Source organism: Micromonospora sp. ATCC 39149 (assembly GCF_000158815.1).
Taxonomy (GTDB): domain Bacteria; phylum Actinomycetota; class Actinomycetes; order Mycobacteriales; family Micromonosporaceae; genus Micromonospora.
In genome coordinates this window covers 3,851,210-3,875,203 of the sequence record NZ_GG657738.1, presented here as the reverse complement: position 1 = coordinate 3,875,203, position 23,994 = coordinate 3,851,210, and the positions used below count along the sequence as shown (strand labels likewise).

Below are 23,994 nucleotides of genomic sequence, written 5' to 3'. Positions count from 1 at the left end.
CCACCAGGGAGGGGGCCCGTCCCCGTCTCAGGTCTCGGCGACGGCGTCGGCGACGGCGCGTGCGACGGTCAGCAGCTTGGCCCGGACCACCCGGGCGGAGGTCATCATCTCGCTGGCCGGCAGCGCGCAGGCCAACACCATCCGCCGTTCCATGTCCTTGTCGGGGACGACCAGCACGGCGGCGCACGCCACGCCCTGCCGGAACTGCCCCAGTTCGAGCTGCATCCCCCGGCGGTCGCCGGCCGCCAGGTCCGCCTCGAACGCCTCGGGGCTGGTGAGGGTGGCGTTGGTGAACGGGCGCATGCCGTACTCCCGCAGGTAGCGGAAGCGCTGCTCGGCGGTGAGGGTGGCCAGTAGGGCCTTGCCGAGCGCGGTAGCGTGCGCCCCCTCGTCGAAGCCGGGGACCAGGTCCTCCAGGTACGGGGAGCGGTGCCCCTCCGCCACGGCGGTGACAGCCACCTGTCCGCCCACGAAGCGCCCCAGGTAGTGGCTGTAGCCGGTGTCCAGGGCGGCGCGGCGCAGGCAGTCGCCGACGGCTGCCGGCCCGCGGAACGCGGTGACGAGTTCGCGGTAACGGTCGGCGATCTCCAACCCCACGATGTACGTGCCGTCCTCCCGACGGATCACGTAGCCCTCGTACGCCAGCGTGCGCACCAGATGGTACGTGGTGGCCACGGTCAGCTCACAGCGCCGCGCGATCTGCTTGACGGTCAGCCCCTTCGGGGCGCGACCGACCGATTCGAGCACGCGTAGCGCGCGGGACACACTTCGGATGAGATCCGAAGGTTCCGCCAAGGGGTCGCGCACAACCACCTCCGCCGCCGGGGACTTACACCATATGAAATCCAGGCGTTCGGCGAAATGCCTGTTGGGGTCGACGGTGCCAGATCATCTTAGACGGTCAGTGCCTCAAGCGACACGGTCAGTTGTCCGAGGCGGGCTCGCGTAGGTCGCGGGACCACGACGCGCCGCCAGCCCTCCGCGCCCCACGCCGCCGCCCGATGCTCCTCTCAGCGGGCCTCATGCCCACCGCCACCCGCCGCCTCTCACCCCACCCTCCCGCATCCACCTTCGTAGTCAAGGGGTGTGTCGGGATCGGGGCCCACGCAGACGCGACCCGTTGACCAGCTCAAGCGGGCCGGGTGGGGCGGGGGTCAGCTGGTGCGGTCGGCGATGTAGTCGCAGAGGGATTCCAGGGCGCGGCGGGACGGATTGTCCGGAAGCGTGGCCAGCCGCTCCCGGGCGTCCTCCGCGTAGCTGCGGACAGTCTCCCGGGCACGCTTGAGCGCCGGGGACTCGCGGAGCAGGCCCAGGGCCTCGGCGTGCAGGGCGTCGTCGACGAGCGGGCCGGTGGCCAGGATCTCCCGCAGCCGCACCGAGGCGGCGTCGGCGTCGTCCGAGGCGAGCGCGTAGAGCACCGGCAGGGTCGGCACGCCCTCGCGCAGGTCCGTGCCGGGGGTCTTGCCCGACTGCACCGACTCGCTGGCGATGTCGAGCAGATCGTCGGAGAGCTGGAAGGCGACGCCGATCGTCTCGCCGTACCCCGCCAGGGCCTCGGTGTGCGTGGCGGAGGCCCCGGCGAACAGGCCGCCGAAGCGGGCCGAGGTGGCGATCAGCGAGCCGGTCTTCTCGGCGATGACGTGCAGGTAGTGGGAGACCGGGTCCTGCCCGTTTCGGGGACCGACCGTCTCGGCGATCTGGCCGTGCACCAGCCGGGCGAACGTACGCGCCTGCAACCGCACCGCCTCCGGCCCCAGGTCCGCCGAGATGTCCGCGGCGCGGGCGAAGAGGTAGTCGCCGACCAGGATCGCCACCGAGTTGGTCCAGCGGGAGTTGGCGCTCGGCGCGCCGCGCCGCACGGCGGCCTCGTCCATCACGTCGTCGTGGTAGAGCGTCGCCAGGTGGGTGAGCTCCATCACCACGGCGGCGGAGACGACCTGCGGGTCGGTCGGATCGCCGAACTGGGCGCCCAGCGCGACCAGCAGCGGGCGGAACCGCTTCCCGCCGGCCTCCACGAGGTGCCGGGCGGCCTCGGTCACCAGCGGGTCGGCGCTGGCCACGCTGGCCCGCAGCTCCGCCTCGACGGACTCCAGCACGCCCAGCACGGACGCCTCGACGCGCGGATCGGCCAAGTGGAGGCCGAGCGCGCTGAACTGACCCGTGCTCTCCCGACCCCGCCGAGCGGAGCCGGTGGCACCTGAACGCTCGCCAGCCGGATTCACCACGCTATCCACCATGCCACACCCGTTCGACCTGCTCCGGGCGGGGGACGCGGCGACGGGGCCGGCCCGCTGTCGCGTACCGGCCCCGTCGCGGGGAAACGTCGGTCATCGGACGAATTCGGCGGCGCCGTTGGCGAGGTCGAGCAGCGGGCCCGGCACGACGCCCAAGACCAGCGTGGCCAGCACGCCGATCATGAGGGCCGCCGAGGTCAGCCCGCCCGGCACGGCCACCGTCGGGGTGGACTCCCCCGGCTCGGACAGCCACATCATGACCACGACCCGCAGGTACGGGAACGCCAGCACCATGCTGGTCAGCACGCCGGCCACCACCAGCCACGCCTGGTCGGCGTCCAGGGCCGGGGCGAAGACGGCGAACTTGCCCATGAACCCACTGGTCAGCGGGATACCGGCGAAGGCGAGCAGGATGAAGGTGAAGATCGCCGCGAAGAACGGCGAGCGCTTCCCCAGCCCCGCCCAGCGGGACAGGTGGGTGGCCTCCCCGTCCGCGTCGCGGACCAGGGTCACCACCGCGAACGCGGCCAGCACCGAGAACCCGTACGCGGCCAGGTAGAACATCGTGCCGGCGAGCCCGTCCTTGCTCGGCGCGAGCACCCCGACCAGCAGGTACCCGGCGTTGGCGATCGACGAGTACGCCAGCAGCCGCTTGATGTCGGTCTGGGTGACCGCCAGCACCGCGCCGACCAGCATCGTCAGCACCGCCACCGCGCCGAGGACCGGGGTGAAGTCCCACGCCGCCCCGGAGAACGCCACGTGGAAGACCCGCAGCAGGGCGCCGAACGCGGCCACCTTCGTGCAGGCCGCCATGAAGCCGGTGATCGGCGTCGGGGCGCCCTGGTAGACGTCCGGGGTCCACACGTGGAACGGAGCGGCGGCGGCCTTGAACAGCAGGCCGATGGCGAGCAGCGCCATACCGGCGAAGAGCAGCACCTGGCTGGCCGGGGACTCGGTCACCGCCGCGTGGATGGTGGCGAAGTCGACGCCGGCCGGGCGGCCCGGGATGCCGGAGGTGAAGCCGTACACCAGGGCCACGCCGAACAGGAAGAACGCCGAGGCGTACGCGCCGAGCAGGAAGTACTTCATCGCCGCCTCCTGGCTCAGCAGCCGCCGGCGGCGGGCCAGCGCGCAGAGCAGGTAGAGCGGCAGGGAGAAGACCTCCAGGGCGATGAACATGGTCAGCAGGTCGTTCGCCGCCACGAAGATCAGCATGCCGCCGATGGCGAAGCTGGCCAGCGGGTAGACCTCGGTCGCGCCGTTGCTGCCCTCGGCCTGCCGCCGGTCCTCTACCGACTCGGCGGTGACGGCGGCGTGCGCGACGAACGCCCCGCCCCGCTCCACCGAGCGCTCGCCGATGAGCAGCAGCGACATCGCGGCGAGGACCAGGATCGCGCCCTGCAGGAACAGCGTCGGCCCGTCCACGGCGAGCGCCCCACCGGCGGTGATCAGCCGGTCGTCGGCGTTGAAGATCACCATCACCAGCGCGGCGAGCACCGAGAGCAGCCCCAGCGAGAGCTGCACGGGATGCCGGTGCCGGCGGGGCACGAACGCCTCGACCAGCACGCCCAGCAGGGCGGCACTCAACATGATCAGGATCGGCGCGAGCGCCGCGTAGTCGATCGACGGCAACTTGAGCTCGGTCACTTCGCGTGCCGCCTTTCGTTCGCGACTGCGGGGCTCACTCGCTCCGCTCGTTCACTCCTCGCGCTCACCGGTGAGCCTCCTGCACGACCCCGCCGACCTCAGGGGCCGGATCGGTCCTGCCGACGTCCTCCATGGTGGCCCGGACGGCGGGGTTGATGACATCGGTGACGGGCTTGGGGTAGAAGCCGAGCAGCACGATCAGCGCGATCAGCGGCGCGACCACGACCTTCTCGCGCAGGTTGAGGTCGCGGCGCATCGGCTCGACCTCGGCCAGGGCCGGGTTGAGGGTGCCCTGGGTGGTCCGCTGCACCATCCACAGCACGTACGCGGCGGCCAGGATGATGCCGAGCGTGGCGATCACCGCGACCGGCTTGTTCACCGTGAAGGTGCCGATCAGCACCAGGAACTCCGAGACGAACGGCGCGGTGCCGGGCAGAGCCAGCGAGGCCAGGCCGGCGAAGAAGAGCACCCCGGCCAGCAGCGGCACCAGCTTTCCGGCGCCGCCGAAGTCGCTGATCAGGGCCGAGCCGCGCCGGGCCACCAGCATGCCGACGACCAGGAAGAGCAGGCCGGTGGCGAGGCCGTGGTTGAGCATGTAGAGCACCGCGCCCGTGCCGGCCTGGGTGGTGAAGGCGAAGATGCCGACCCCGATGAACCCGAAGTGCGCGATCGAGGTGTACGACACCAGCCGCTTCAGGTCGTTCTGGCCGACCGCCAGCAGTGCGGCGTAAATGATGCCGATCACCCCGAGCGCGAGCGCCCACGGCGCGAACCACTTCGACGCCTCCGGGAACAGCGGCAGGCAGTACCGCAGGATCCCGAACGTGCCGACCTTGTCCAGCACGCCGACGAGCAGCGCGGCGGCCCCGGCGGGGGCGGCCCCACCGGCGTCCGGCAGCCAGGTGTGGAACGGGAAGAACGGCGCCTTGATCGCGAAGGCGAGGAAGAAGCCGAGGAACAGCCAGCGCTCGGTCCCGGTGGAGATGTCCACCTGGGTCAGCGCCTGCCAGTCGAAGGTCTTCCCGCCGACGACCCACAGGCCGATCACCGCGGCCAGCATGAACAGGCCGCCGACCAGCGAGTAGAGGAAGAACTTCACCGCTGCGTACTGCCGCTGGTGGCCGCCGTAGCTGCCGATCAGGAAGTACATCGGCACCAGCATGACCTCGAAGAACACGTAGAACAGGAAGACGTCGGCGGCGGCGAAGACGCCGATCATCGTAGATTCGAGGACGAGCAGCAGGGCGAAGTAGACCGGCACCGAGCGCTTGGACGACTCGGCGTCGTGCCAGGACGCCAGGATCACCAGCGGCACCAGCACCGCGATCAGCATCAGCATCACCAGCGCGATGCCGTCGGCGGCGAAGGTGAACCGGGCGTCCCACTGCGGGATCCAGGTGTACGACTCGCGGAACTGGAGCCGCTCACCGCCGGTGGAGAACTCCAGCCACATGACCACCGACAGGGCCAGCACCAGCAGCGACCAACCGAAGGCCACCTGCTTGGCCAGGTCCGGCCGGCGGCGCGGCAGGACGGCCACGACCAGCGCGCCGACCAGCGGCGCCACGGTCAGCACCGAGAGGAACGGGAAGTTGGACATTATGCGGCCTTACCTCCGTCGTCACAGCGTGGTCCGCCGGCGGGGGCGGCCGTAGAGAGGTCGTTCACGCCAGCCACCCCGCCTGCACGGCCAGGAACGCCGCCACCACCAGCAGCGCGCCGGTCAGGATGGACGTCGCGTACGACCGGACGAAGCCGGTCTGTAGCCGCCGGAGCCGGCCGGAGCCCCCGCCCACCGCGGCGGCGAGGCCGTTGACCAGCCCGTCGACGCCCCGGTTGTCGAGGAAGACCAGCGCCCGGGTGAGGAAGATCCCCGGCTTCTCGAAGACCGCCTCGTTGAAGGCGTCGGTGTAGAGGTTGCGCCGGGCGGCGGTGACCAGCACACCCGCCGGCTGCGGCTCCGTGGCCGTGCCGTTGCGGAACAGCGACCAGGCCAGCCCCGCACCGGCGACCGTGACGACCAGCGACAGGATCGTGATCAACGTGTGCGACAGCACCGGGTGGTGCTCCTCGCCGGCCTCGCCCAGCACCGGCGTCAGCCAGGAGGCCAGGCCGTCGTTCCACACCATCAGGCCACCGGCGACCACCGAGCCGATCGCGAGCAGGATCAGCGGGATCGTCATGAGCTTCGGCGACTCGTGCGGATGCTCGATGTCCTCGGTCCACCGCTTCGGGCCGTGGAAGGTGAGCACGAACAGCCGGGTCATGTAGAACGCGGTGAGCCCGGCGCCGAGCAGCGCCGCCCCGCCGAACAGCCAGGCCGTCCAGTCGTCCCGCGAGAAGGCGGCGGCGATGATCGGCTCCTTGGAGAAGTAGCCGGACAGCGGGGGGAGGCCGATGATGGCGAGCCACCCCATCATGAACGTGATCCAGGTGATCTTCATGTACTTCGACAGGCCACCGAAGCGGCGGATGTCCACCTGGTCGTGCATGCCGTGCATCACCGAGCCGGCGCCGAGGAACATGTTGGCCTTGAAGAAGCCGTGCGCCAGCAGGTGGATGATCGCCAGGGCGTACGCCCCGCCGCCGAGGCCGACGCCGAGGAACATGTAGCCGATCTGGCTCACCGTCGACCAGGCGAGCACCCGCTTGATGTCGTCCTTGGCCGCGCCGATGACGCAGCCGAGCAGCAGGGTCAGCGCGCCGACGCTGACCACCACGAGCTGGAGCGTCGAGTTGGCCGAGAAGACCGGGTTCGACCGGGCGATCAGGTAGACGCCCGCGGTGACCATCGTGGCGGCGTGGATGAGCGCCGACACCGGCGTCGGGCCCTCCATCGCGTCCGGCAGCCACGCCTGGAGCGGGAACTGGCCGGACTTGCCGGCCGCGCCGAGCAGCAGCAGCAGGCCGAGCACCAGCACCGTGGTCGAGGTCAGCGAGCCGACCCCGTTGAACACCTCGTCGTACTGGGTGGTGCCGAGGGTGGCGAACATGATGAAGATGCCGATGGCCAGGCCCGCGTCACCGACCCGGTTCATCAGGAACGCCTTCTTGCCGGCGGTGGCCGCGCTCGGCCGCCCGTACCAGAAGGAGATCAGCAGGTACGACGCCAGGCCGACGCCCTCCCAGCCGAAGTACAGCATCACGTAGTTGTTGCCGAGCACCAGCAGGAGCATCGCGGCCACGAAGAGGTTGAAGTAGCCGAAGAACCGTCGGCGTCCCTCGTCGTGCGCCATGTACTCGACCGCGTACAGGTGGATGAGGAAACCCACCCCGGTGATCAGCAGAACGAAGACCGCGGCCAGTGGGTCGAACAGCAGGCCGAAGTCCACCTTGAAGTCGCCGACGGCGATGAAGTCCCACAGGCTCAGCTCGGCCGACTTGTTCTCCAGGCCACGCAGCTGGAAGAAGTAGGTCAGGCCGAGCACGAAGGAGGCACCGATCGCGGCCACCCCGAGCCAGTGCCCCCACCGGTCGGCCCGCCGGCCCAGCAGCAGCAGGATCGCCGCGCTGGCCAGCGGGATCGCCACCAGCAGCCAGAAGCTGCCCAGCAGCCCGCTCGCCGGAGCGTAGGCGACGGCACCTGCCGGCTCAGCCGGGGCGTTCATCAGAATCTCTCCCACCGCAGGGCCCCTCTAGTACTTGAGCAGGTTGGCGTCGTCGACGCTGGCCGAGCGCCGGGTCCGGAAGATGGACATGATGATCGCGAGGCCGACCACGACCTCGGCCGCGGCCACCACCATCACGAAGAACGACATGATCTGGCCGTTCAGGTCACCGTTGATCCGGCTGAAGGTGACCAGGGTCAGGTTGGCCGCGTTCAGCATCAGCTCGACGCACATGAACAGCACGATCGCGTTCCGGCGGACGAGCACCCCCACCGCGCCGATGGTGAACAGCACCGCGGCGAGCACGAGATAGTAGTCCGGCGTCATGCCTGGGCCAGCCTTTCGTTCGCGACTGCGGGGCTCCGCTTCGCTGCACTCCTCGCGCTCACCGGTCCGTCCCCTTCAGCGTGGTCTCCTCGGCGGTCAGCTCCCGGGCCGGCAGGATCTCCGGGATGCTGCGCTCGGTCAGCCGGCCGTCGGGCAGGCGGGCCGGGGTGGCCACCGAGGACGAGGTGGCGAAGACGCCCGGGCCGGGCTTCGGGCCGGGGTAGTTGCCCGGGGCGAAGCGGGCCTTCATGGTGGCGATCTGGTCCATCTTGTCCTCCCGGCGCCGCTCGATGTGCGCCAGCACCATCGCGCCGACCGCCGCGGTGATCAGCAGCGCCGAGGTCAGCTCGAAGGCGAAGACGTACTTCGTGAACAGCAGCCGGGCGATGCCCTGCACGTTCCCCTCGGCGTTGGCCTGCTCCAGGCCGACCGCCGAGACGCCGCCGAGCCCCCGGTAGAGGCCGCCGCCGACCAGGCCGGCGAAGCCGAGGCCGAGCACGACGGCGGCGATCCGCTGGCCGCGCAGCGTCTCGATCAGCGAGTCCGAGGCGTCCCGGCCGACCAGCATCAGCACGAACAGGAAGAGCATCATGATCGCGCCGGTGTAGACGATGATCTGCACCATGCCGATGAACGGCCCGGCCTGCAGGACGTAGAACACGCCCAGGCAGAGCATGGTCAGCACCAGCCAGAGCGCCGAGTGCACCGCGTTGCGTGCGGCGATCATGCCGATCGCGCCGAGCAGCGCCAGCGGGGCGAGGATCCAGAAGGTGACCTCCTCGCCGCCGGAGACCCCGCCCGCCGCGGCGAGCACCGTCTGCGTGGTCATGCCTCGTCCCCCTTGCCCGCCGCCGCCCGCTGGGCCTGCTGCTCGGCACCGGGGAAGGTCACCCCGGGGTGCTCCTCGACCTGGTACCGGCCGGGGCTGTTGGCCGCGTGCTCGGCCCCGGCCGAGGTGCCCGGGTTGCTCAGCGCGCCGATGTAGTAGTCCTTCTCGCTGTCTCCGAGCCGCATCGGGTGCGGCGGCTGCTCCATGCCCGGCAGCAGCGGCGCGAGCAACTGCTCCTTCGTGAAGATCAGATCCTGCCGGTTGTCCCGGGCCAGCTCGTACTCGTTGCTCATGGTGAGCGACCGGGTCGGGCAGGCCTCGATGCAGAGCCCGCAGAAGATGCAGCGGGCGTAGTTGATCTGGTAGACGGACGCATGCCGCTCACCTGGGGACAGCCGGTTCTCCTCGGTGTTGTCCCCGCCCTCGACGTAGATAGCGTCGGCCGGGCAGGCCCAGGCGCACAGCTCGCAGCCGATGCACTTCTCCAGGCCGTCCGGGTGCCGGTTGAGGATGTGCCGCCCGTGGTAGCGCGGCGCCGAAACCGGCGGCTTGAACGGGTAGTCGGTCGTGACGACCTTCCTGAACATGTGCGAGAAGGTGACCCCGAAGCCCTTGAACGTTCCGGTGATCGCGCCCACGTCACACCTCCCTGGAGTCCGAGCCGGCGGCGACGTTGGCCGGCTCCCGCTCGGCGACCACGCGCTTGGTGCGCGGGCTCGGTGGCACTTGCAGGTCCATCGGTGGCAGCGGGAAGCTGCCGTGTGGACGGCTGTTGACCTGCTCCTGCAACGACGGCTGCGGCGCCTTCTTGCGGCTCGGCCACAGCAGCGTCACCAGCAGCAGCACGCCCGCGCCGAGGCCCGTGGCGAGCAGCCGGTCCCGGGTCTGCCAACCCTCGATCGAGCGCAGGCCGGACAGGACCAGGATCCAGACCAGGTTGATCGGCAGCAGCACCTTCCAGCCGAACCGCATGAACTGGTCGTACCGGAGCCGGGGCAGGGTGCCCCGCAGCCAGACGAAGACGAAGACCAGGACCAGGACCTTGCCGAAGAACCACAGCATCGGCCACCAGCCGGAGTTCGCCCCCGCCCAGAGGGTGATCGGCCAGGGAGCCCGCCAGCCGCCGAGGAACAGCGTCGTGGTGACCGCGGACATGGTCACCATCGCCACGTACTCGCTGAGCATGAAGAGCGCGAACTTCAGCGAGCTGTACTCCGTCATGAAGCCGGCGACCAGCTCGGACTCGGCCTCGGGGAGGTCGAACGGCGCCCGGTTCGTCTCACCGACGGTGGCGATGAAGAAGATGATGAAGCTCGGCAGCAGCAGGATCGCGTACCAGCCGGGAGCCGGCACCTCGACGCCGGCGATGGTCAGCCGAGTCGCGTCGCCCTGGGCGGCGACGATCCCGCTGGTCGACATCGTCCCGGCGGTCATGAACACCGCCACGATGCTCAGCCCCATCGCGACCTCGTACGAGATCATCTGGGCGCTGGAGCGCAGGCCGCCGAGCAGCGGGTACGTCGAGCCGGACGCCCAGCCGCCGAGCACGATGCCGTAGACGCCCATCGACGAGCAGGCCAGCAGCACCAGCACCGCCACCGGCACGTCGGTGACCTGCAACGGCGTCTGGTGGCCGAAGATGCTCACCATCGGGCCGAACGGCACCACCGACAGCGCGGTGACCGCGCAGATCACCGAGATGGTCGGGGCGAAGAAGTAGACGACCTTGTCCGCCGCCTTCGGGAGGATGTCCTCCTTGAAGGCCATCTTCAGGCCGTCGGCGAGGGTCTGGAGCAGGCCGAACGGGCCGACCTGGTTGGGGCCGGGCCGCACCTGCATGTAGCCGACGATCCGCCGCTCGAACCACACGCCGAGCAGCGTGGCCAGCAGACCGAAGGCGAAGGCGAAGACGACCTTGATCAGGACCAGCCACCATGGGTCCTTGCCGAAGTCGGCCAGCGTCGGGTCCTGCGCGAGGTAGACCGCGTTCACTGGGAAACACCCCCGGAGTTGAGGAGGGGACCCGGGCGGCCGGCCGCGTCGGCGGCGACCGGGCCGGTCGTGGCCGGCTCCGTCGCTGCGGAGGCGGCGATCCGCACCACCGAACCCGACGTCGCGCCGAGGCCGCGCCGGACGGTGGAGCCGGGTGAGTTGGTCGGCAGCCAGACGACGCCGTCGGGCATCTCGGTGATCGCCGCCGGCAGGGTGATCGCCCCCCGGTCGGTGCCCACCGTCACCGGGTCACCGTCGGCGACGCCGAGCGCCTCCGCGGTGCCCTTGCCCAGCCGGGCCACCGGCGGGCGGGCGGTGCCGCCGAGGTGCTCGTCGCCGTCGGTGAGGCTGCCCAGGTCGATGAGCTGGCGCCAGGTGGCCAGCACGGCCTCCCCGGCGCCGGGCTGCGGCACCGTGGCCGGCTGCACCGACGGCGCGGACGGCCGGTCGGCCCGGGTCGGCGGCAGGCCGCCCAGCTCACGACGGACGCTGAGCACGTCGCCGGTGCCGAGCCGCACGTCGAGCAGCGCGGCGATGGCGTCCAGCACCCGACCGTCGGTCATCGCGGAGGTGTGCAGGACCACCTCGAAGGGGCGCAGCCGCCCCTCCCAGTCCAGGAAGCTGCCGGCCTTCTCGGCCACCGGGGCGACGGGGAGGACCACGTCCGCCCGGCGGGCCACCGCGCTCATCCGCAGCTCCAGGCTGACCAGGAACGGCACCGCGTCCAGGGCCTGCTCGGCCAGCCGGGGGTCGGCCAGGTCGGCCGGGTCGACCCCGGCCACCACCAGCGCGCCAAGCTGACCGCCGGCCGCCGCCGCGAGGATCGCGTCGGTGTCCCGGCCGGCCTGGCTCGGGATCACGCCGGCCGGGATGTCCCACACCTCGCCCAGCTCGGCCCGGGCGGCCGGCTCGGTGACCGGCCGTCCGCCGGGCAGCAGGTTCGGCAGGCAGCCGGCGTCGACCGCGCCCCGGTCGCCCGCGCGCCGCGGCACCCAGGCCAGCTTCGCGCCGGTACGCCGGGCGACGTCCGCCGCCGCCGACAGGCCGCCGGGCACCTCGCCCAGCCGCTCACCGACGATCAGGATCGCGCCCGGGGTGCTCAGCGCCTCGGCCACCGTGGCGTGCTCGGCGAGCACGCTCGCCTCCTCGCCCGGCACCACCCGGGCCAGCTTGGCCCCGAGCTTCTCCAGGCCGCGGGTGGCGAACGGCGCGATCGCGTACACCGTCAGCGTCTTTTTCAGGTACGCCTTGCGCAGCCGCAGGAAGAGGATCGGGCACTCCTCCTCCGGCTCCAGGCCGACCAGCACCACCGCGGGGGCGTTCTCCACGTCCGTGTAGGTGACGTCGGTGCGCCCGGCGACCGAGCTGGCCAGGAAGTCGGACTCCTCGCGGGAGACCGGCCGGGCCCGGAAGTCGATGTCGTTGGTGTGCAGCGCGACCCGGGCGAACTTCGCGTACGCGTACGCGTCCTCGACGGTGAGCCGACCGCCGGTCAGCACCGCTGTGCCCCGGGCGGAGTCCCGGGCGGCGGCGAGCCCCTCGGCGGCGACGGTCAGCGCCTCGCTCCACGACGCCTCGCGCAGCTCACCGGTCTCGGCGTCGCGCACCAGCGGGGTGGTGAGCCGGTCGAACGCGCGGGCGTACTGGAAGCCCCAGCGGCCCTTGTCGCAGTTCCACTCCTCGTTGACCTGCGGGTCGTCGCCGGCCAGCCGGCGCGTCACCTTGCCGCGCCGCCAGTCGGTGCGCTGCGCGCAGCCCGCCGAGCAGTGCTCGCACACGCTCGGGCTGGAGACCAGGTCGAACGGGCGGGCCCGGAACCGGTACTGCGCGCCCGTGAGCGCGCCCACCGGGCAGATCTGCACGGTGTTGCCGGAGAAGTACGAGTTGAACGGGACGTCGCCGGAGTCGCCCTCCTCCCCGTAAGCCTCGTCCCGGTAGATGTTGATCTCCTCGGCGGACGAGCGGCCCATCAGGTCGATGAACTTGTCGCCGGCGATCTCCTCGGAGAACCGGGTGCAGCGCTGGCAGAGCACGCAGCGCTCGCGGTCGAGCAGCACCTGGGTGCTGATCGGCAGCGGCTTCGGGTACTCCCGCTTGTGCTCGTGGAACCGGGAGTCCGTGCGGCCGGTGGACATCGCCTGGTTCTGTAGCGGGCACTCGCCGCCCTTGTCGCACATCGGGCAGTCGAGGGGGTGGTTCATGAGCAGCAGCTCCATGACCCCCTCCTGCGCCTTCTTGGCGACCGGCGAGGTGAGCTGGGTGCGGACCACCATGCCCTCGGCGACGGTCTGGGTGCAGGAGGCCACCGGCTTGCGCTGGCCCTCCACCTCGACCAGGCACTGCCGGCACGCGCCGGCCGGGGCCAGCAGCGGGTGGTCGCAGAAGCGCGGGATCTCGGTGCCCAGCTGCTCGGCGACCCGGATCAGCAGCGCGCCCTTGGGTGCGGTGACCTCGACGCCGTCGATGGTGAGCGTGACGGTCTCGGTCTTCTTCGCTACGTCGGTCATTAGTGCGCTCCCACCAGCTGCTTGTCCGACAGCTTCGGCGCGGTACGTCCCTCGATGTAGTCGAGGTAGTCCTGCTTGAAGTACTTCAGCGACGAGGTCACCGAGCTGGTCGCACCGTCACCCAGGCCGCAGAACGAGCGGCCGAGGATGTTGTCGCAGGTGTCGAGCAGGGTGTCCAGGTCCTCGTGGGTGCCCTGGCCGGCGAGGATCCGCCGGTAGACCCGGACCATCCAGTAGTTGCCCTCGCGGCACGGGGTGCACTTGCCGCACGACTCGTGGTGGTAGAACTCCAGCCACCGGTACGTCGCGTAGACCGGGCAGTCCTGGTCGGAGAAGATCTGGGTGGCCGTGGTGCCCAGGATCGAGCCGGCTGCCGCCACCCCCTCGAAGTCCAGCGGCACGTCCAGGTGCTCGGCGGTGAGCAGCGGGGTGGACGAGCCGCCCGGGGTCCAGAACCGCAGGTTGTGGCCCGGCTGCATGCCGCCGGCCAGCTCCAGCAGTTCGCGCAGCGTGACGCCCATCGTGCACTCGTACTGGCCCGGGTTGGCGACCCGGCCGGAGAGCGAGTAGATCATCGGCCCGGAGGACTTCTCCGTGCCCATGGTCTTCCACCAGTCGGCCCCGCCGAGCACGATGTACGGCACGCTGGCGATGGTGCCGACGTTGTTGACCACTGTGGGGCTGGCGTACAGGCCGTGGGTCGCCGGGAACGGCGGGCGCAGCCGGGGCTGACCCCGGAAGCCCTCCAGCGAGTCCAGCAGCGCGGTCTCCTCGCCGCAGATGTACGCTCCGGCGCCCGAGTGCACCACCAGTTCCAGGTCGAACCCGGAGCCGAGGATGTCGCGCCCGAGATAGCCCTTGGCGTACGCCTCCTGGACCGCGTTGCGCAGCCGGCGCGCGGCGTGCACGGCCTCGCCCCGGATGTAGATGTACGCCCGGCTGGCCCGGATCGCGTACGACCCGATGATCACGCCCTCGACCAGCGAGTGCGGGTCGTGGGTCATCAGCGGCAGGTCCTTGCAGGTGCCCGGCTCGCCCTCGTCGGCGTTGACCACCAGGTAGTGCGGCTTGCCGTCGCCCTGCGGGATGAACCCCCACTTCAGGCCGGTCGGGAAGCCCGCGCCGCCGCGACCGCGCAGCCCGGAGTCCTTGATGAGCTGGATCAGGTCGTCCGGGTGGGCCTTGAGCGCCTTGCGCAGGGCTGCGTAGCCGTCGAGCTTCTCGTAGGTGCCGATCCGCCAGGCGTCCGGCGACAGCCAGCGCTTGGTGAGCACCGGGGTGAGCTTGGCCAGGGTCTCCGGCCGGGGAGTCGTCACTGCTGGGCCTCCGCTTCCTTGAGGGAGCGCTCCTGGGCGTCGGCGTCGTCGCCGGCGGGCTTGCCGTCGCTGGCCGGCGGGTTCGCGGCGACCCCGGCGGCCTGGGCCTTGGCGGCTTCGGCCCGCTTCGCCTCGGCCTCGGCGGCGGCCTTGTCGGCGTCGGCCTGTGCCTTCGCCTCGGCGGCGGCCCGGTCGGCCTCGGCCTTGCTCCGGATCGGGGTGTTCGGGTCGTAGCCCGGCACCGAGATGCCGTGCTGCTCGGCCAGTCGCAGGCCCCGCAGGGTGGGCTCGCCCGGACCGCCGTCGGCGACCGCGCCCTCGCGCTCGTCGGCGAAGCCGGCGAGCTGCACCGACATTTCCTTCAGCGTGCAGAGCCGGGCGCCCCGGGTCGGCATCGGCCGGCCGCCGGAGCGCAGCTCCTCGACCACGCCGAGCGCGGTCTGCGGGTCGACGCCGTCGAAGAAGTCGTAGTTGACCGTCATGACGGGGCCGTAGTCGCACGCCGCGAGGCACTCGGCGTGCTCCAGGGTGACCGTGCCGTCGGCGGTGGTCTCGTCGTGCCCGACGCCCAGGTGCTCGGCCAGGGTGTCGTAGACCTCCTGCCCGCCGAGCACGTTGCACATGGTGTTGGTGCAGACGCTGACCAGGTAGTCGCCGGTCGGCTTGCGCTTGTACATCGTGTAGAAGGTGGCGACCGCGCCGACCTGGGCCTTGTTCAGGCCGAGCACCTCGGCGCAGAACTCGACGCCGGACGGGGAGACGTACCCCTCCTCCGACTGCACGAGGTGCAGCAGGGGCAGCAGCGCCGACCGGGACCGGTCGGCCGGGTACCGGGCGATGATCTCGCGCGCCCGCTCCCGCGTCTGCTCGGTGAAAACACTCATCGGTCACAACCACCCATCACGGGGTCCAGCGAGGCGCCGCCGGCGATCACGTCGGCGATCAGGCCGCCCTCGGCCATCGCCGGCAGGGCCTGGAGGTTGACGAAGCTCGGCTCCCGGTAGTGCACCCGGTACGGCCGGGTGCCACCGTCGGAGACCGCGTGCACGCCCAGCTCGCCGCGGGGCGACTCGATGCCGACGTACACCTGGCCCGGCGGGACCCGGAAGCCCTCGGTGACGAGCTTGAAGTGGTGGATCAGGGACTCCATCGACTGACCCATGATCTTGGCGACGTGCTCCAGCGAGTTGCCCATGCCGTCCACGCCGATGGCGAGCTGCGCCGGCCAGGCGATCTTGCGGTCGGCCACCATCACCGGGCCCGGCCTCAACCGGTCCAGCGCCTGCTCCACGATCTTCAGCGACTCCCGGATCTCGGCGAGCCGCACCTGGTAGCGGCCCCAGACGTCGCCGTCCGGGTGCGTCGGCACGTCGAAGGAGTACGTCTCGTAGCCGCAGTACGGCATGGTCTTGCGCAGGTCCCAGGGCAGGCCGGCGGAGCGCAGCACCGGGCCGGTGATGCCCAGCGCCAGGCAGCCGGTCACGTCGAGCACCGCGACGTGCTTGGTGCGTTCGACCCAGATCGGCTGGCCGGAGAGAAGGTCTTCGTACTCCTTGAGCTTCTTCGGCATCATCTTCAGGAACTCGCGGATCTTGACGATCGCGTCGTCCGGCACGTCCTGCGCCACGCCGCCCGGCCGGATGTACGCGTGGTTCATCCGCAGGCCGGTGATGGTCTCGAAGATGTCGAGGATGTACTCCCGCTCGCGGAAGCCGTACAGCATGATCGAGATCGCGCCCAGCTCCATGCCGGTGGTGGCCAGCCAGACCAGGTGCGACGAGATCCGGTTCAGCTCCATCATCAGGACCCGGATGGTGGTGGCCCGCTCGGTGATGTCGTCGGTGATGCCGAGCAGCTTCTCCACCGCGAGGCTGTACGCCGTTTCGTTGAACAGCGGGGAGAGGTAGTCCATCCGGGTCACGAACGTCGAGCCCTGGACCCAGTTGCGGTACTCCAGGTTCTTCTCGATGCCGGTGTGCAGGTACCCGACGACCGACCGGGCCTCCCGGACGGTCTCGCCCTCCAGCTCCAGGATCAGCCGGAGCACGCCGTGGGTGGACGGGTGCTGGGGACCCATGTTGACGACGATCCGCTCGTCGTTGATCGGGTCCGTGCCGGAGACCACCTGGTCCCAGTCCCCACCGGTGACGGTGAAGACCTTGCCCTCGGTCGTCTTGCGCTCGGTGGCGTAGTTCGACGTCGTCACTGGTACGACCTCCGTCGGTCCGGCGGCGGGATCTCCGCGCCCTTGTACTCGACGGGCACGCCGCCGAGCGGGTAGTCCTTGCGCTGCGGGTGCCCCTCCCAGTCGTCCGGCATGAGGATCCGGGTCAGGTTGGGGTGGCCGTCGAAGACGATGCCGAACATGTCGTACGTCTCCCGCTCCTGCCAGTCGGCGGTCGGGTAGACGGCGGTGACGCTCGGCAGGTGCGGGGCCTCGGCGGAGACGGCGGTCTCCAGCCGCACCCGGCGGCGGTAGGTCATCGAGGTGAGCTGGTAGACCACGTGCAGCCGGCGCTCGTCCGCGCCGAGGTAGTCCACCCCGGACACCGAGGAGCACAGCTCGAAGCGGAGCGCGAGATCGTCGCGCATCACCTGGCAGACCTCGGCGATCCGCTCCGGGCGCACGTGCAGGGTCAACTCGCCCCGGTCGACCACGACCTTCTCGATCGCGTCGCCGAAGTACGGGTACGCCTCCTCCAGCGCGTCGCGGACCTCGTCGAAGTAGCCCCCGTACGGCCGGGGGGCCTCCTCGATCGGCTGGCGCTGGCGGACCAGGCCGCCGAAGCCGGAGACGTCGCCGGAGCCGTGGGTGCCGAACATGCCACGCCCGGCCGGGCTGGACGGCGGGTGTTCGGCCGGGGCACCGCTGCTGGCGCCGGCCGGCGTCACCGGTACGGGCACGCCGCCGGTGCTGTTCCTGTCGCTCGTCACTGTGCCTGCCCTCCGATCGCGACTGCGGGGCTCCGCTCCGCTGCACTTCTCGCGCTCACTTGGGGCCCCCGTGCGGGTGGAGGTGGTTCTGCGCGTTCATCCAGTTCTCGATCCGCAACTGCTCCTCGCGCCCCTCGCGGACCGCCCGGGTCCACTCGGCGCGCCGGGCCTTGTCGTTGCGGTACGACGACGGCATCGAGCCGTACGGCACGACGGGGACGTCACCGCGCTCCTGGCGGGCCTGGAGCATCTTGCGGCCGTTCGGGCCCAGCGGCTCGTACATGATCTTCTCGCGGAGCTTGAGGATCGCGTCGATGAGCATCTCCGGCCGGGGCGGGCAGCCCGGCAGGTACATGTCGACCGGGACGATGTGGTCGACGCCCTGCACGATGGCGTAGTTGTTGAACATGCCGCCGCTGCTGGCACAGACGCCCATCGACAGCACCCAACGGGGCTCGGCCATCTGGTCGTAGATCTGGCGCAGGACCGGGGCCATCTTCTGGCTCACCCGGCCGGCCACGATCATCAGGTCCGCCTGGCGGGGCGAGGCGCGGAACACCTCCATGCCCCAGCGGCCCATGTCGTAGTGCGGGCCACCGGCGGCCATCATCTCGATGGCGCAGCAGGCCAGGCCGAAGGTGGCGCCCCAGACGGACGACTTCCGCGACCAGTTGACCAGCTTCTCCACGGAGGTGAGCAGGACGCCGGCGGGAAGCTTCTCCTCGATACCCATCTGACGTACCTCCCTCAGTCCCAGTCCAGGCCGCCGCGCCGCCACACGTAGGCGTACGCAACGAAGACCGCGACGATGAACAGGACCATCTCCACGAAGCCGAAGATCGGCAGGGCGTCGAACGAGACCGCCCAGGGGTAGAGGAAGATGATCTCGATGTCGAAGACGATGAAGAGCATCGCCGTCAGGTAGAACTTGACCGGGAACCGGCCGCCCCCGACGGGCTGCGGGCTGGGCTCGATGCCGCACTCGTACGCCTCGAGCTTGGCCTTGTTGTACCGGCGCGGGCCGGCGAAGCGGGCGGCGGCCACGGAGAACAGCGAGAACGCCGCGGCGAGGGCGAACAGCCCGACAATGGGTGCGTAAGGCGAGAGCGTCATCGTGGTCTCCTGCTCGTCCTTCCCTGCCCTCGGCGGTGGTGGGCCAAAATCACACTATTCACGTCCCTCACGACGGCTGTCGGCGGGGGTCGATCCCTGCCGGCCGGCGGGTCGTCGTCGACCAGCCGACCGTTGGTTCAGACGGCTGGCGCCGCCTTCGTCATCGCGTTGATGACCCGGTCCATCGCATCCCCGCCGCGCGGGTCGGTCAGGTTCGCCAGCAACTTGAGCACGAAGCGCATCAGGGCGGGGTGCGGCATGCCGTGCTTCGTGGCGATCCGCATGATCTCCGGACGGCCGATCAGCTTCACGAAGATCCCGCCGAGCCGGTAGTAGCCGCCGAAGCGGGCCTTCAACTCCTGCGGGTACGCCATCAGCGCCCGCTCCCGCTCGGCGCCGGCCGGCCGGGCGAGGGCCTGCACCGCGACCTCGGCGGCCAGCTCGCCGGACTCCATCGCGTACGCGATGCCCTCGCCGTTGAACGGGTTGACCATGCCGCCGGAGTCGCCGACCAGCATGACGCCCCGGGTGTAGTGCGGCACCCGGTTGAAGCCCATCGGCAGCGCCGCGCCGAGGATCGGCCCCTCGGCGTTCGCCTCGTCGGTCATCCCCCAGTCCTCCGGGGTGTTGGCCAGCCAGTCGGTGAGCAGCCGCCGGTAGTTGGTCTTGCCGAAGGCGGTGGAGGAGTTGAGGATGCCGAGGCCGGCGTTGACCCGCCCGTCGCCGAGGCCGAAGATCCAGCCGTAGCCGGGCAGCAGCGCGTCGCTGCCCTTGCCGCGCAGCTCCAGCCAGGACTCCAGGTAGTCGTCGTCGTGCTTGGCGGGCGAGCGGTAGTACCGCCGGACGGCCACACCGATCGGCCGGTCCTCCCGCTTGGCCAGCCCGAGGGCGAGCGGGAAGCGGCCGGAGACGCCGTCCGCGGCGACCACCAGCGGCGCGCGGAAGGTGGCGGGCTCCTTCTCCGGACCGACCTCGGCCTGCACGCCGACGACCCGGTCGTCGGCGTCGAGCACCGGGCCGGCCACGGTGACGCCGGTGCGCAGCTTCGCCCCGGCCGAGACGGCGCGCTGGGCGAGCAGGTCGTCGAAGTCCAGCCGGGTGCGCACCAGCCCGTAGCTGGGGAAGCTGGCCAGGTCGGGCCAGTCCAGCTCCAGGCGGATGCCGCCGCCGATCACCCGCAGGCCCCGGTTGTGCAGCCAACCCGCCTCGGGCGAGGTGTCCACGCCCATCCGGATGAGCTGCCGGACCGCGCGCGGGGTCAGCCCGTCGCCGCAGACCTTCTCCCGGGGGAACTCGGTCTTCTCCAGCAGCAGCACCCGTACGCCGTGCCGCGCCAGGTGGTACGCCGTCGCCGAGCCACCGGGACCGGCGCCCACGACGATCACGTCGGCGTCGTTCTCCACCGCGGTCATCTGCGCCTCCTCCCGCATGCTCGTGAAATGCTTCACAAGCCAGTCGGGAGGAGTCTATGACCGGCGTAACATCCACGCCCGGTTAGGTGGCCCTAACTTGTCGAGGTGAGGGCCACCAAGGTCCACTTCGGCGGTCAGCGCGGGGCGGGGGCGGTGACATCCAGCCCGGCGTCGGCCCGGATCGACTCGGGCAGATGCTCGCGCAGCGCGCTCCCGGGCACCCGGTCGAGCGCGGCCAGCACGTCGGCCACCACCCGACGGACGTCGGCGGGATTCGCGCCGGCCAACTCTCTGAGCTGGGCGACCAGCTCCGCCGTCTCGTCGTCCGGCGGCACGTCGCCCGCCTGCTCTGCTCCGGTCATGGAGGGAGTCTAAGCGAGCAAAGCGCTCTATTTCGCCACAATCGGGAAGAGACGCACAAGCTGGGCGGGCGCGGGACGGGCGGACGCGGGACGGGTCAGGCGCGGGTCGCGCGGTGCAGGGCCACCACGCCACCCGTGAGGTTGCGCCACGCCACCCGCTCCCAGCCGGCCGCGCCGATCCGCGCCGCGAGGGCCGACTGGTCGGGCCACGCCCGGATCGACTCGGCCAGGTAGACGTACGCCTCCGGGTTGCTGGACACCGTGCGGGCCACCGCCGGCAGCGAGCGCATCAGGTACGACAGGTAGACCGTCCGGAACGCCGGGTTCACCGGGGTGCTGAACTCGCAGACCACCAGCCGGCCGCCGGGCCGGGTGACCCGGGCCAGCTCGCGCAGGGCGGCGTTGGTGTCCGACACGTTACGCAACGCGAAGGAGATGGTCACCGCGTCGAAGCTGGCGTCGGCGAAGGGCAGCCGCAACGCGTCCCCGGCCAGCAACGGCACCGCCGGGCGGGACCGCTTGCCGGCGGACAGCATGCCGAGGGAGAGGTCGGCACCGACCGCGTACGCGCCGGACTGCGCCATCTCCTCCGTGGAGACGCCGGTGCCCGCACCCACGTCCAGCACCCGGTCGCCGGGGCCGAGCCCGAGGGCCGCCCGGGTGGCCCGCCGCCACGACCGGTCCTGCCCGAAGGAGAGGACCGTGTTGGTCAGGTCGTAGCGGGCCGCCACCCCGTCGAACATCGCGGCGACCTCGTGCGGCTGCTTGTCCAGGCTGGCGCGCTGGCCCTGCGGGGTACGGCTCACCCCTCCACTCTGCCAGCCACCGCCCGGACGCGGTACGGGCGGGGTGGTCGCCCACCCCGCCCGTACCAGTCGTGCCGTGCCGCGACCGCGTCAGTCGGTGGACTTCTCGTCCTGCGGGGTCACCAGCACCACCCGGCGACGACGGGCCAGCATCAGCAGCACGCCGCCGACCACCAGCACGGCCGCGCCGACGCCACCGATCAGGCCCGCCTGCACGCCGGTGACCGGCAGCCCGCCGTCGTCACCGCCGGTGCTCGGCGAGGGGCTGGCCGTCGGCTGCCCGGAGGGCGTGGCGGTCGGCGTCGGGGTCGGGGTCGGCTGGACGGCCAGGTCCACGAACACGTCGAACACCGCCTGGTTGTCGACCTCGTCCGTCTCGGTGAAGGCACGGCGCTGCGCCGAGGAGGCGACGCGGGGCTCCTCCTCGGGGGCGCCCTCCGCCCCGTCCAGCCCGTACGCGTACAGCTCACCGATGCGCAGGACCGGCTCGGCCGCGTCCTCGGCGACCTTCACCCGTACCTCGTCGGTGTAGTACTCGCCCGGCTCCACCACCGCGCCGGCGTCCTCGCAGAACGCCTGGGCCAGCCCGCCGATCTCCTGCTCGACGCAGTTCTCGGGAAGCTTCGCGAAGCTGACCTTGGCCGGCAGGGCGAGGGCGTAGAAGATGCCTGTCGCCTTGCGGCTGCCGTCGTTGTAGACCGCCCAGTCCAGCGGGGCGGTCCCGCCGCGCGGGATCGGCTTGAGCTCGGGCTCGCTGTTCTGCGCCCCGTCGACCACGACGTTGGCGTACCCGTCCTGCACCCAGGAGGTGAGGTCGTAGCCGGGGCGGGTGACGGTGATGTCGACCGTCTCGGTGTTGTCGTCGGTGTTCGGGTCTGCGGTGGCCGAGGCGATCGTCACCGTCAGCGCGCCGCCCTTGCCCCGTCCGCCCGTGCTGAACAGCGGGATGCCGAAGTCCTCGGTGGTGCCGCCGGCGAGGTCGCCGAGCAGGCAGGTGAACGTGGTGCCGGAGACGTCGCAGCCCTCGGGGACGACGAAGCCCACCCGCCGGGTCAGCTCCTTCGTCTCCACAGTGACCCGCACGTCCCGGGCCGCCGCCGAGCTGCGGGTGTTGTCGACGGTGAACTTGAACGGCTTGGCCTTGGCCGCCTCCACGCCCCTGGCCAGGTTCTGGCTGAGCGGGACGAGTGCCAGGTCGGCCTGGTCGGCCGCCTGCGCCGGGGCCGCCACGGTGGCCAGGCCACCGGCGGCCAGCAGCGCCGCGGCACCGGCACGGGCCAGCGCCGAACGGTAAAACGAGGTCATGGATCCCCCGGGTTTGGGAAGGAGGAAGGTTGCGGAACCGAGCGGACGTTATCCGAGGTAGATCGTTTGCGCCAGCAACGGCATGGGTTGTTCATCTGTCCGGCCACCACTCGTCGCGACAACGAGGGCGGGATGGTCGCCCATCCCGCCCTCGTTGCGGTGCATTATGTGAACGGCCCCCACGGGCCGATGGAGGACTGAACCTCGGACACGTCGCGGGGGACGTTAGCGACCTGGGGTGACCTGCGCGACCCTTTGGCGGGATAGGACGCACACCAGGTCCGACAGGACCAACAGAACTGTCCGGACCGCCGATCGGATCACCCACCGACCGGGGGGCCCGTCCTCGCCCACCGTGCCCGCCGCAGCGCGCAGCGTCAGCTCGCCTCGACCAGCGGCAGCGACTTCCCGGCACCGCCGCCCGGCATCGCGATCGACGAGAAGTGCGACACCACCCGGTCGTCGGTCGGGTCGTCGGCGGGGGTGTGGTGCACCGCGAGCCGGTGGTAGAGGGTGTCCCGCTGGGCGGGGATGCGGTCCGCCGAGCGGATCATGCCGATCAGCTCGTGCAGGTTGGAGCGGTGCCGGGCGCCCGCCGAGGAGATCACGTTCTCCTCCAGCATGATCGAGCCGAGGTCGTCCACGCCCATGTGCAGGGCGAGCTGACCGACGTCCTTGCCGGTGGTCAGCCAGGACGCCTGTAGGTGCGGGACGGTCTCGAAGAAGAGCCGGGAGACCGCGACCAGGCGCAGGTACTCCAGGGTCGTCGCCTGGGTGCGGCCCTTCAGGTGGTTGTTCTCCGGCTGGTACGTCCACGGGATGAACGCCCGGAAGCCCCGGGTGCGGTCCTGCACGTCACGGATCATCCGCAGGTGCTCGATCCGCTCGGCGTTGGTCTCGCCGGTGCCCATCATCATCGTGGCGGTCGACTCCAGGCCCTGCCGGTGGGCCAGCTCCATGACCTCCAGCCAGCGCGCGCCGGACTCCTTGAGCGGGGCGATCGCCTTACGCGGCCGGTCCGGCAGCATCTCCGCGCCGGCCCCCGCGATCGAGTCCAGCCCGGCCGCCTTGATCCGCGCGATGGCCTCGTCGAGGCTGACGCCGGAGACCTTGGCCATGTGCAGGATCTCGCTCGGCCCGATGGAGTGGATGGCGAGCTGCGGGTACGCCTGCTTGACCGAGGAGAACAGCTTTTCGTAGTACTCCACGCCGTAGTCGGGGTGGTGGCCGCCCTGGAGCATGACCTGGGTGGCGCCCAGCTCGACCGCCTCGCCGCAGCGGCGCAGGATCTCCTCGGTCGGGTGGGTCCACCCTTCCTTGTGCTTGGGGGCACGGTAGAAGGCGCAGAACTTGCACGCCGTCACGCAGACGTTCGTGTAGTTGATGTTGCGGTCGATCAGGTACGTGACGATGTTGTCGGGATAGCGCCGCCGCCGCACCGCGTCGGCCGCCTCGCCGAGAGCGTGGAAGGGCGCCTCGGTGTAGAGCAGCAGGGCCTCCTCGGGCGTGATCCGCCCGCCGTCCGCGCCGCGTTGCAGGATGTCGTCGATCTCCCGGCTCACCGTCACGCGTTCGAGGGTACGCCGACCGGCGGTCCAGGCC

The 23,994-nt window shown here is 71.0% G+C and carries 21 protein-coding genes; all 21 read right to left on the bottom strand.

Annotation, left to right across the window (positions count from 1 at the left end; translation table 11 throughout):
• Window positions 1-27: 27 nt before the first annotated feature.
• The 21 genes from MCAG_RS16590 to mqnC all read right to left on the bottom strand — a co-directional run bounded on the left by MCAG_RS16590 (window position 28) and on the right by mqnC (window position 23,960).
• The gene (locus MCAG_RS16590; protein ID WP_036373760.1) at window positions 28-807 is read right to left on the bottom strand and encodes an IclR family transcriptional regulator; all 780 of its coding nucleotides are present in this window, start codon (window positions 805-807) and stop codon (window positions 28-30) included.
• A gap of 347 nt (window positions 808-1,154) precedes the next feature.
• Window positions 1,155-2,237: a polyprenyl synthetase family protein gene (locus MCAG_RS16585; RefSeq protein WP_036373757.1), complete on the bottom strand. Its 1,083-nt coding sequence runs from the start codon at window positions 2,235-2,237 to the stop codon at window positions 1,155-1,157.
• 90 nt (window positions 2,238-2,327) lie between these two features.
• Complete coding sequence (gene nuoN / locus MCAG_RS16580; protein ID WP_007074136.1) at window positions 2,328-3,881, bottom strand: NADH-quinone oxidoreductase subunit NuoN; 1,554 nt, start codon at window positions 3,879-3,881, stop codon at window positions 2,328-2,330.
• A gap of 64 nt (window positions 3,882-3,945) precedes the next feature.
• Window positions 3,946-5,481, bottom strand: a complete 1,536-nt coding sequence (locus MCAG_RS16575) for an NADH-quinone oxidoreductase subunit M (protein WP_007074135.1) — start codon at window positions 5,479-5,481, stop codon at window positions 3,946-3,948.
• A gap of 64 nt (window positions 5,482-5,545) precedes the next feature.
• Window positions 5,546-7,489, bottom strand: coding sequence for an NADH-quinone oxidoreductase subunit L (gene nuoL / locus MCAG_RS16570; RefSeq protein ID WP_036373754.1), 1,944 nt, complete (start codon window positions 7,487-7,489; stop codon window positions 5,546-5,548).
• Between the two features lie 27 nt (window positions 7,490-7,516).
• On the bottom strand, window positions 7,517-7,816 hold the full coding sequence (nuoK, locus tag MCAG_RS16565; protein ID WP_007074133.1) for an NADH-quinone oxidoreductase subunit NuoK: 300 nt from the start codon (window positions 7,814-7,816) through the stop codon (window positions 7,517-7,519).
• Between the two features lie 58 nt (window positions 7,817-7,874).
• Complete coding sequence (locus MCAG_RS16560) at window positions 7,875-8,645, bottom strand: NADH-quinone oxidoreductase subunit J (RefSeq protein WP_007074132.1); 771 nt, start codon at window positions 8,643-8,645, stop codon at window positions 7,875-7,877.
• A complete protein-coding gene (gene nuoI, locus MCAG_RS16555; RefSeq protein ID WP_007074131.1) occupies window positions 8,642-9,283 on the bottom strand; it encodes an NADH-quinone oxidoreductase subunit NuoI in 642 nt (213 codons plus the stop codon). Before nuoI ends, MCAG_RS16560 begins: the two co-directional genes overlap by 4 nt.
• A gap of 1 nt (window position 9,284) precedes the next feature.
• Entirely contained in the window at window positions 9,285-10,637 is a 1,353-nt protein-coding gene (nuoH, locus tag MCAG_RS16550; protein WP_007074130.1) for an NADH-quinone oxidoreductase subunit NuoH, read from the bottom strand.
• Window positions 10,634-13,144 carry an NADH-quinone oxidoreductase subunit G gene (locus MCAG_RS16545; RefSeq protein ID WP_007074129.1) on the bottom strand — a complete coding sequence of 837 codons (2,511 nt, stop codon included), beginning with the start codon at window positions 13,142-13,144 and terminating at the stop codon, window positions 10,634-10,636. Before MCAG_RS16545 ends, nuoH begins: the two co-directional genes overlap by 4 nt.
• Window positions 13,144-14,460 carry an NADH-quinone oxidoreductase subunit NuoF gene (gene nuoF / locus MCAG_RS16540; RefSeq protein ID WP_007074128.1) on the bottom strand — a complete coding sequence of 439 codons (1,317 nt, stop codon included), beginning with the start codon at window positions 14,458-14,460 and terminating at the stop codon, window positions 13,144-13,146. Before nuoF ends, MCAG_RS16545 begins: the two co-directional genes overlap by 1 nt.
• Window positions 14,457-15,344: an NADH-quinone oxidoreductase subunit NuoE gene (nuoE, locus tag MCAG_RS16535; protein WP_007074127.1), complete on the bottom strand. Its 888-nt coding sequence runs from the start codon at window positions 15,342-15,344 to the stop codon at window positions 14,457-14,459. The genes nuoF and nuoE overlap by 4 nt, the downstream gene beginning before the upstream one ends.
• A complete protein-coding gene (locus MCAG_RS16530; RefSeq protein WP_007074126.1) occupies window positions 15,341-16,666 on the bottom strand; it encodes an NADH-quinone oxidoreductase subunit D in 1,326 nt (441 codons plus the stop codon). The genes nuoE and MCAG_RS16530 overlap by 4 nt, the downstream gene beginning before the upstream one ends.
• Window positions 16,663-17,394: an NADH-quinone oxidoreductase subunit C gene (locus tag MCAG_RS16525; RefSeq protein ID WP_007074125.1), complete on the bottom strand. Its 732-nt coding sequence runs from the start codon at window positions 17,392-17,394 to the stop codon at window positions 16,663-16,665. The genes MCAG_RS16530 and MCAG_RS16525 overlap by 4 nt, the downstream gene beginning before the upstream one ends.
• 55 nt (window positions 17,395-17,449) lie before the next feature.
• Window positions 17,450-18,127, bottom strand: a complete 678-nt coding sequence (locus MCAG_RS16520; RefSeq protein WP_007074124.1) for an NADH-quinone oxidoreductase subunit B family protein — start codon at window positions 18,125-18,127, stop codon at window positions 17,450-17,452.
• A 14-nt stretch (window positions 18,128-18,141) separates the two neighbouring features.
• Window positions 18,142-18,507 carry an NADH-quinone oxidoreductase subunit A gene (locus MCAG_RS16515; protein WP_007074123.1) on the bottom strand — a complete coding sequence of 122 codons (366 nt, stop codon included), beginning with the start codon at window positions 18,505-18,507 and terminating at the stop codon, window positions 18,142-18,144.
• Window positions 18,508-18,644: 137 nt separating this feature from the next.
• Window positions 18,645-19,919, bottom strand: coding sequence for a geranylgeranyl reductase family protein (locus MCAG_RS16510; protein ID WP_036373750.1), 1,275 nt, complete (start codon window positions 19,917-19,919; stop codon window positions 18,645-18,647).
• Window positions 19,920-20,053: 134 nt separating this feature from the next.
• On the bottom strand, window positions 20,054-20,281 hold the full coding sequence (locus MCAG_RS16505; RefSeq protein WP_007074121.1) for a hypothetical protein: 228 nt from the start codon (window positions 20,279-20,281) through the stop codon (window positions 20,054-20,056).
• 95 nt (window positions 20,282-20,376) lie between these two features.
• Window positions 20,377-21,087: a demethylmenaquinone methyltransferase gene (locus MCAG_RS16500; protein WP_007074120.1), complete on the bottom strand. Its 711-nt coding sequence runs from the start codon at window positions 21,085-21,087 to the stop codon at window positions 20,377-20,379.
• A 90-nt stretch (window positions 21,088-21,177) separates the two neighbouring features.
• Complete coding sequence (locus MCAG_RS16495) at window positions 21,178-22,392, bottom strand: hypothetical protein (RefSeq protein WP_007074119.1); 1,215 nt, start codon at window positions 22,390-22,392, stop codon at window positions 21,178-21,180.
• A 377-nt stretch (window positions 22,393-22,769) separates the two neighbouring features.
• Window positions 22,770-23,960: a cyclic dehypoxanthinyl futalosine synthase gene (gene mqnC, locus MCAG_RS16490; RefSeq protein WP_036377311.1), complete on the bottom strand. Its 1,191-nt coding sequence runs from the start codon at window positions 23,958-23,960 to the stop codon at window positions 22,770-22,772.
• Between the last annotated feature and the right edge of the window lie 34 nt (window positions 23,961-23,994).

Bases quoted from the DNA above. Each gene is read 5' to 3' on its own strand.
- MCAG_RS16585 (WP_036373757.1), bottom strand. From the start codon at position 2,237: ATGGTGGATAGCGTGGTGAATCCGGCTGGCGAGCGTTCAGGTGCCACC.
- MCAG_RS16575 (WP_007074135.1), bottom strand. From the start codon at position 5,481: ATGTCCAACTTCCCGTTCCTCTCGGTGCTGACCGTGGCGCCGCTGGTC.
- nuoL (WP_036373754.1), bottom strand. From the start codon at position 7,489: ATGAACGCCCCGGCTGAGCCGGCAGGTGCCGTCGCCTACGCTCCGGCG.
- nuoK (WP_007074133.1), bottom strand. From the start codon at position 7,816: ATGACGCCGGACTACTATCTCGTGCTCGCCGCGGTGCTGTTCACCATC.
- MCAG_RS16560 (WP_007074132.1), bottom strand. From the start codon at position 8,645: ATGACCACGCAGACGGTGCTCGCCGCGGCGGGCGGGGTCTCCGGCGGC.
- MCAG_RS16545 (WP_007074129.1), bottom strand. From the start codon at position 13,144: ATGACCGACGTAGCGAAGAAGACCGAGACCGTCACGCTCACCATCGAC.
- nuoE (WP_007074127.1), bottom strand. From the start codon at position 15,344: ATGAGTGTTTTCACCGAGCAGACGCGGGAGCGGGCGCGCGAGATCATC.
- MCAG_RS16520 (WP_007074124.1), bottom strand. From the start codon at position 18,127: ATGGGTATCGAGGAGAAGCTTCCCGCCGGCGTCCTGCTCACCTCCGTG.
- MCAG_RS16515 (WP_007074123.1), bottom strand. From the start codon at position 18,507: ATGACGCTCTCGCCTTACGCACCCATTGTCGGGCTGTTCGCCCTCGCC.
- MCAG_RS16510 (WP_036373750.1), bottom strand. From the start codon at position 19,919: ATGACCGCGGTGGAGAACGACGCCGACGTGATCGTCGTGGGCGCCGGT.
- MCAG_RS16505 (WP_007074121.1), bottom strand. From the start codon at position 20,281: ATGACCGGAGCAGAGCAGGCGGGCGACGTGCCGCCGGACGACGAGACG.
- MCAG_RS16495 (WP_007074119.1), bottom strand. From the start codon at position 22,392: ATGACCTCGTTTTACCGTTCGGCGCTGGCCCGTGCCGGTGCCGCGGCG.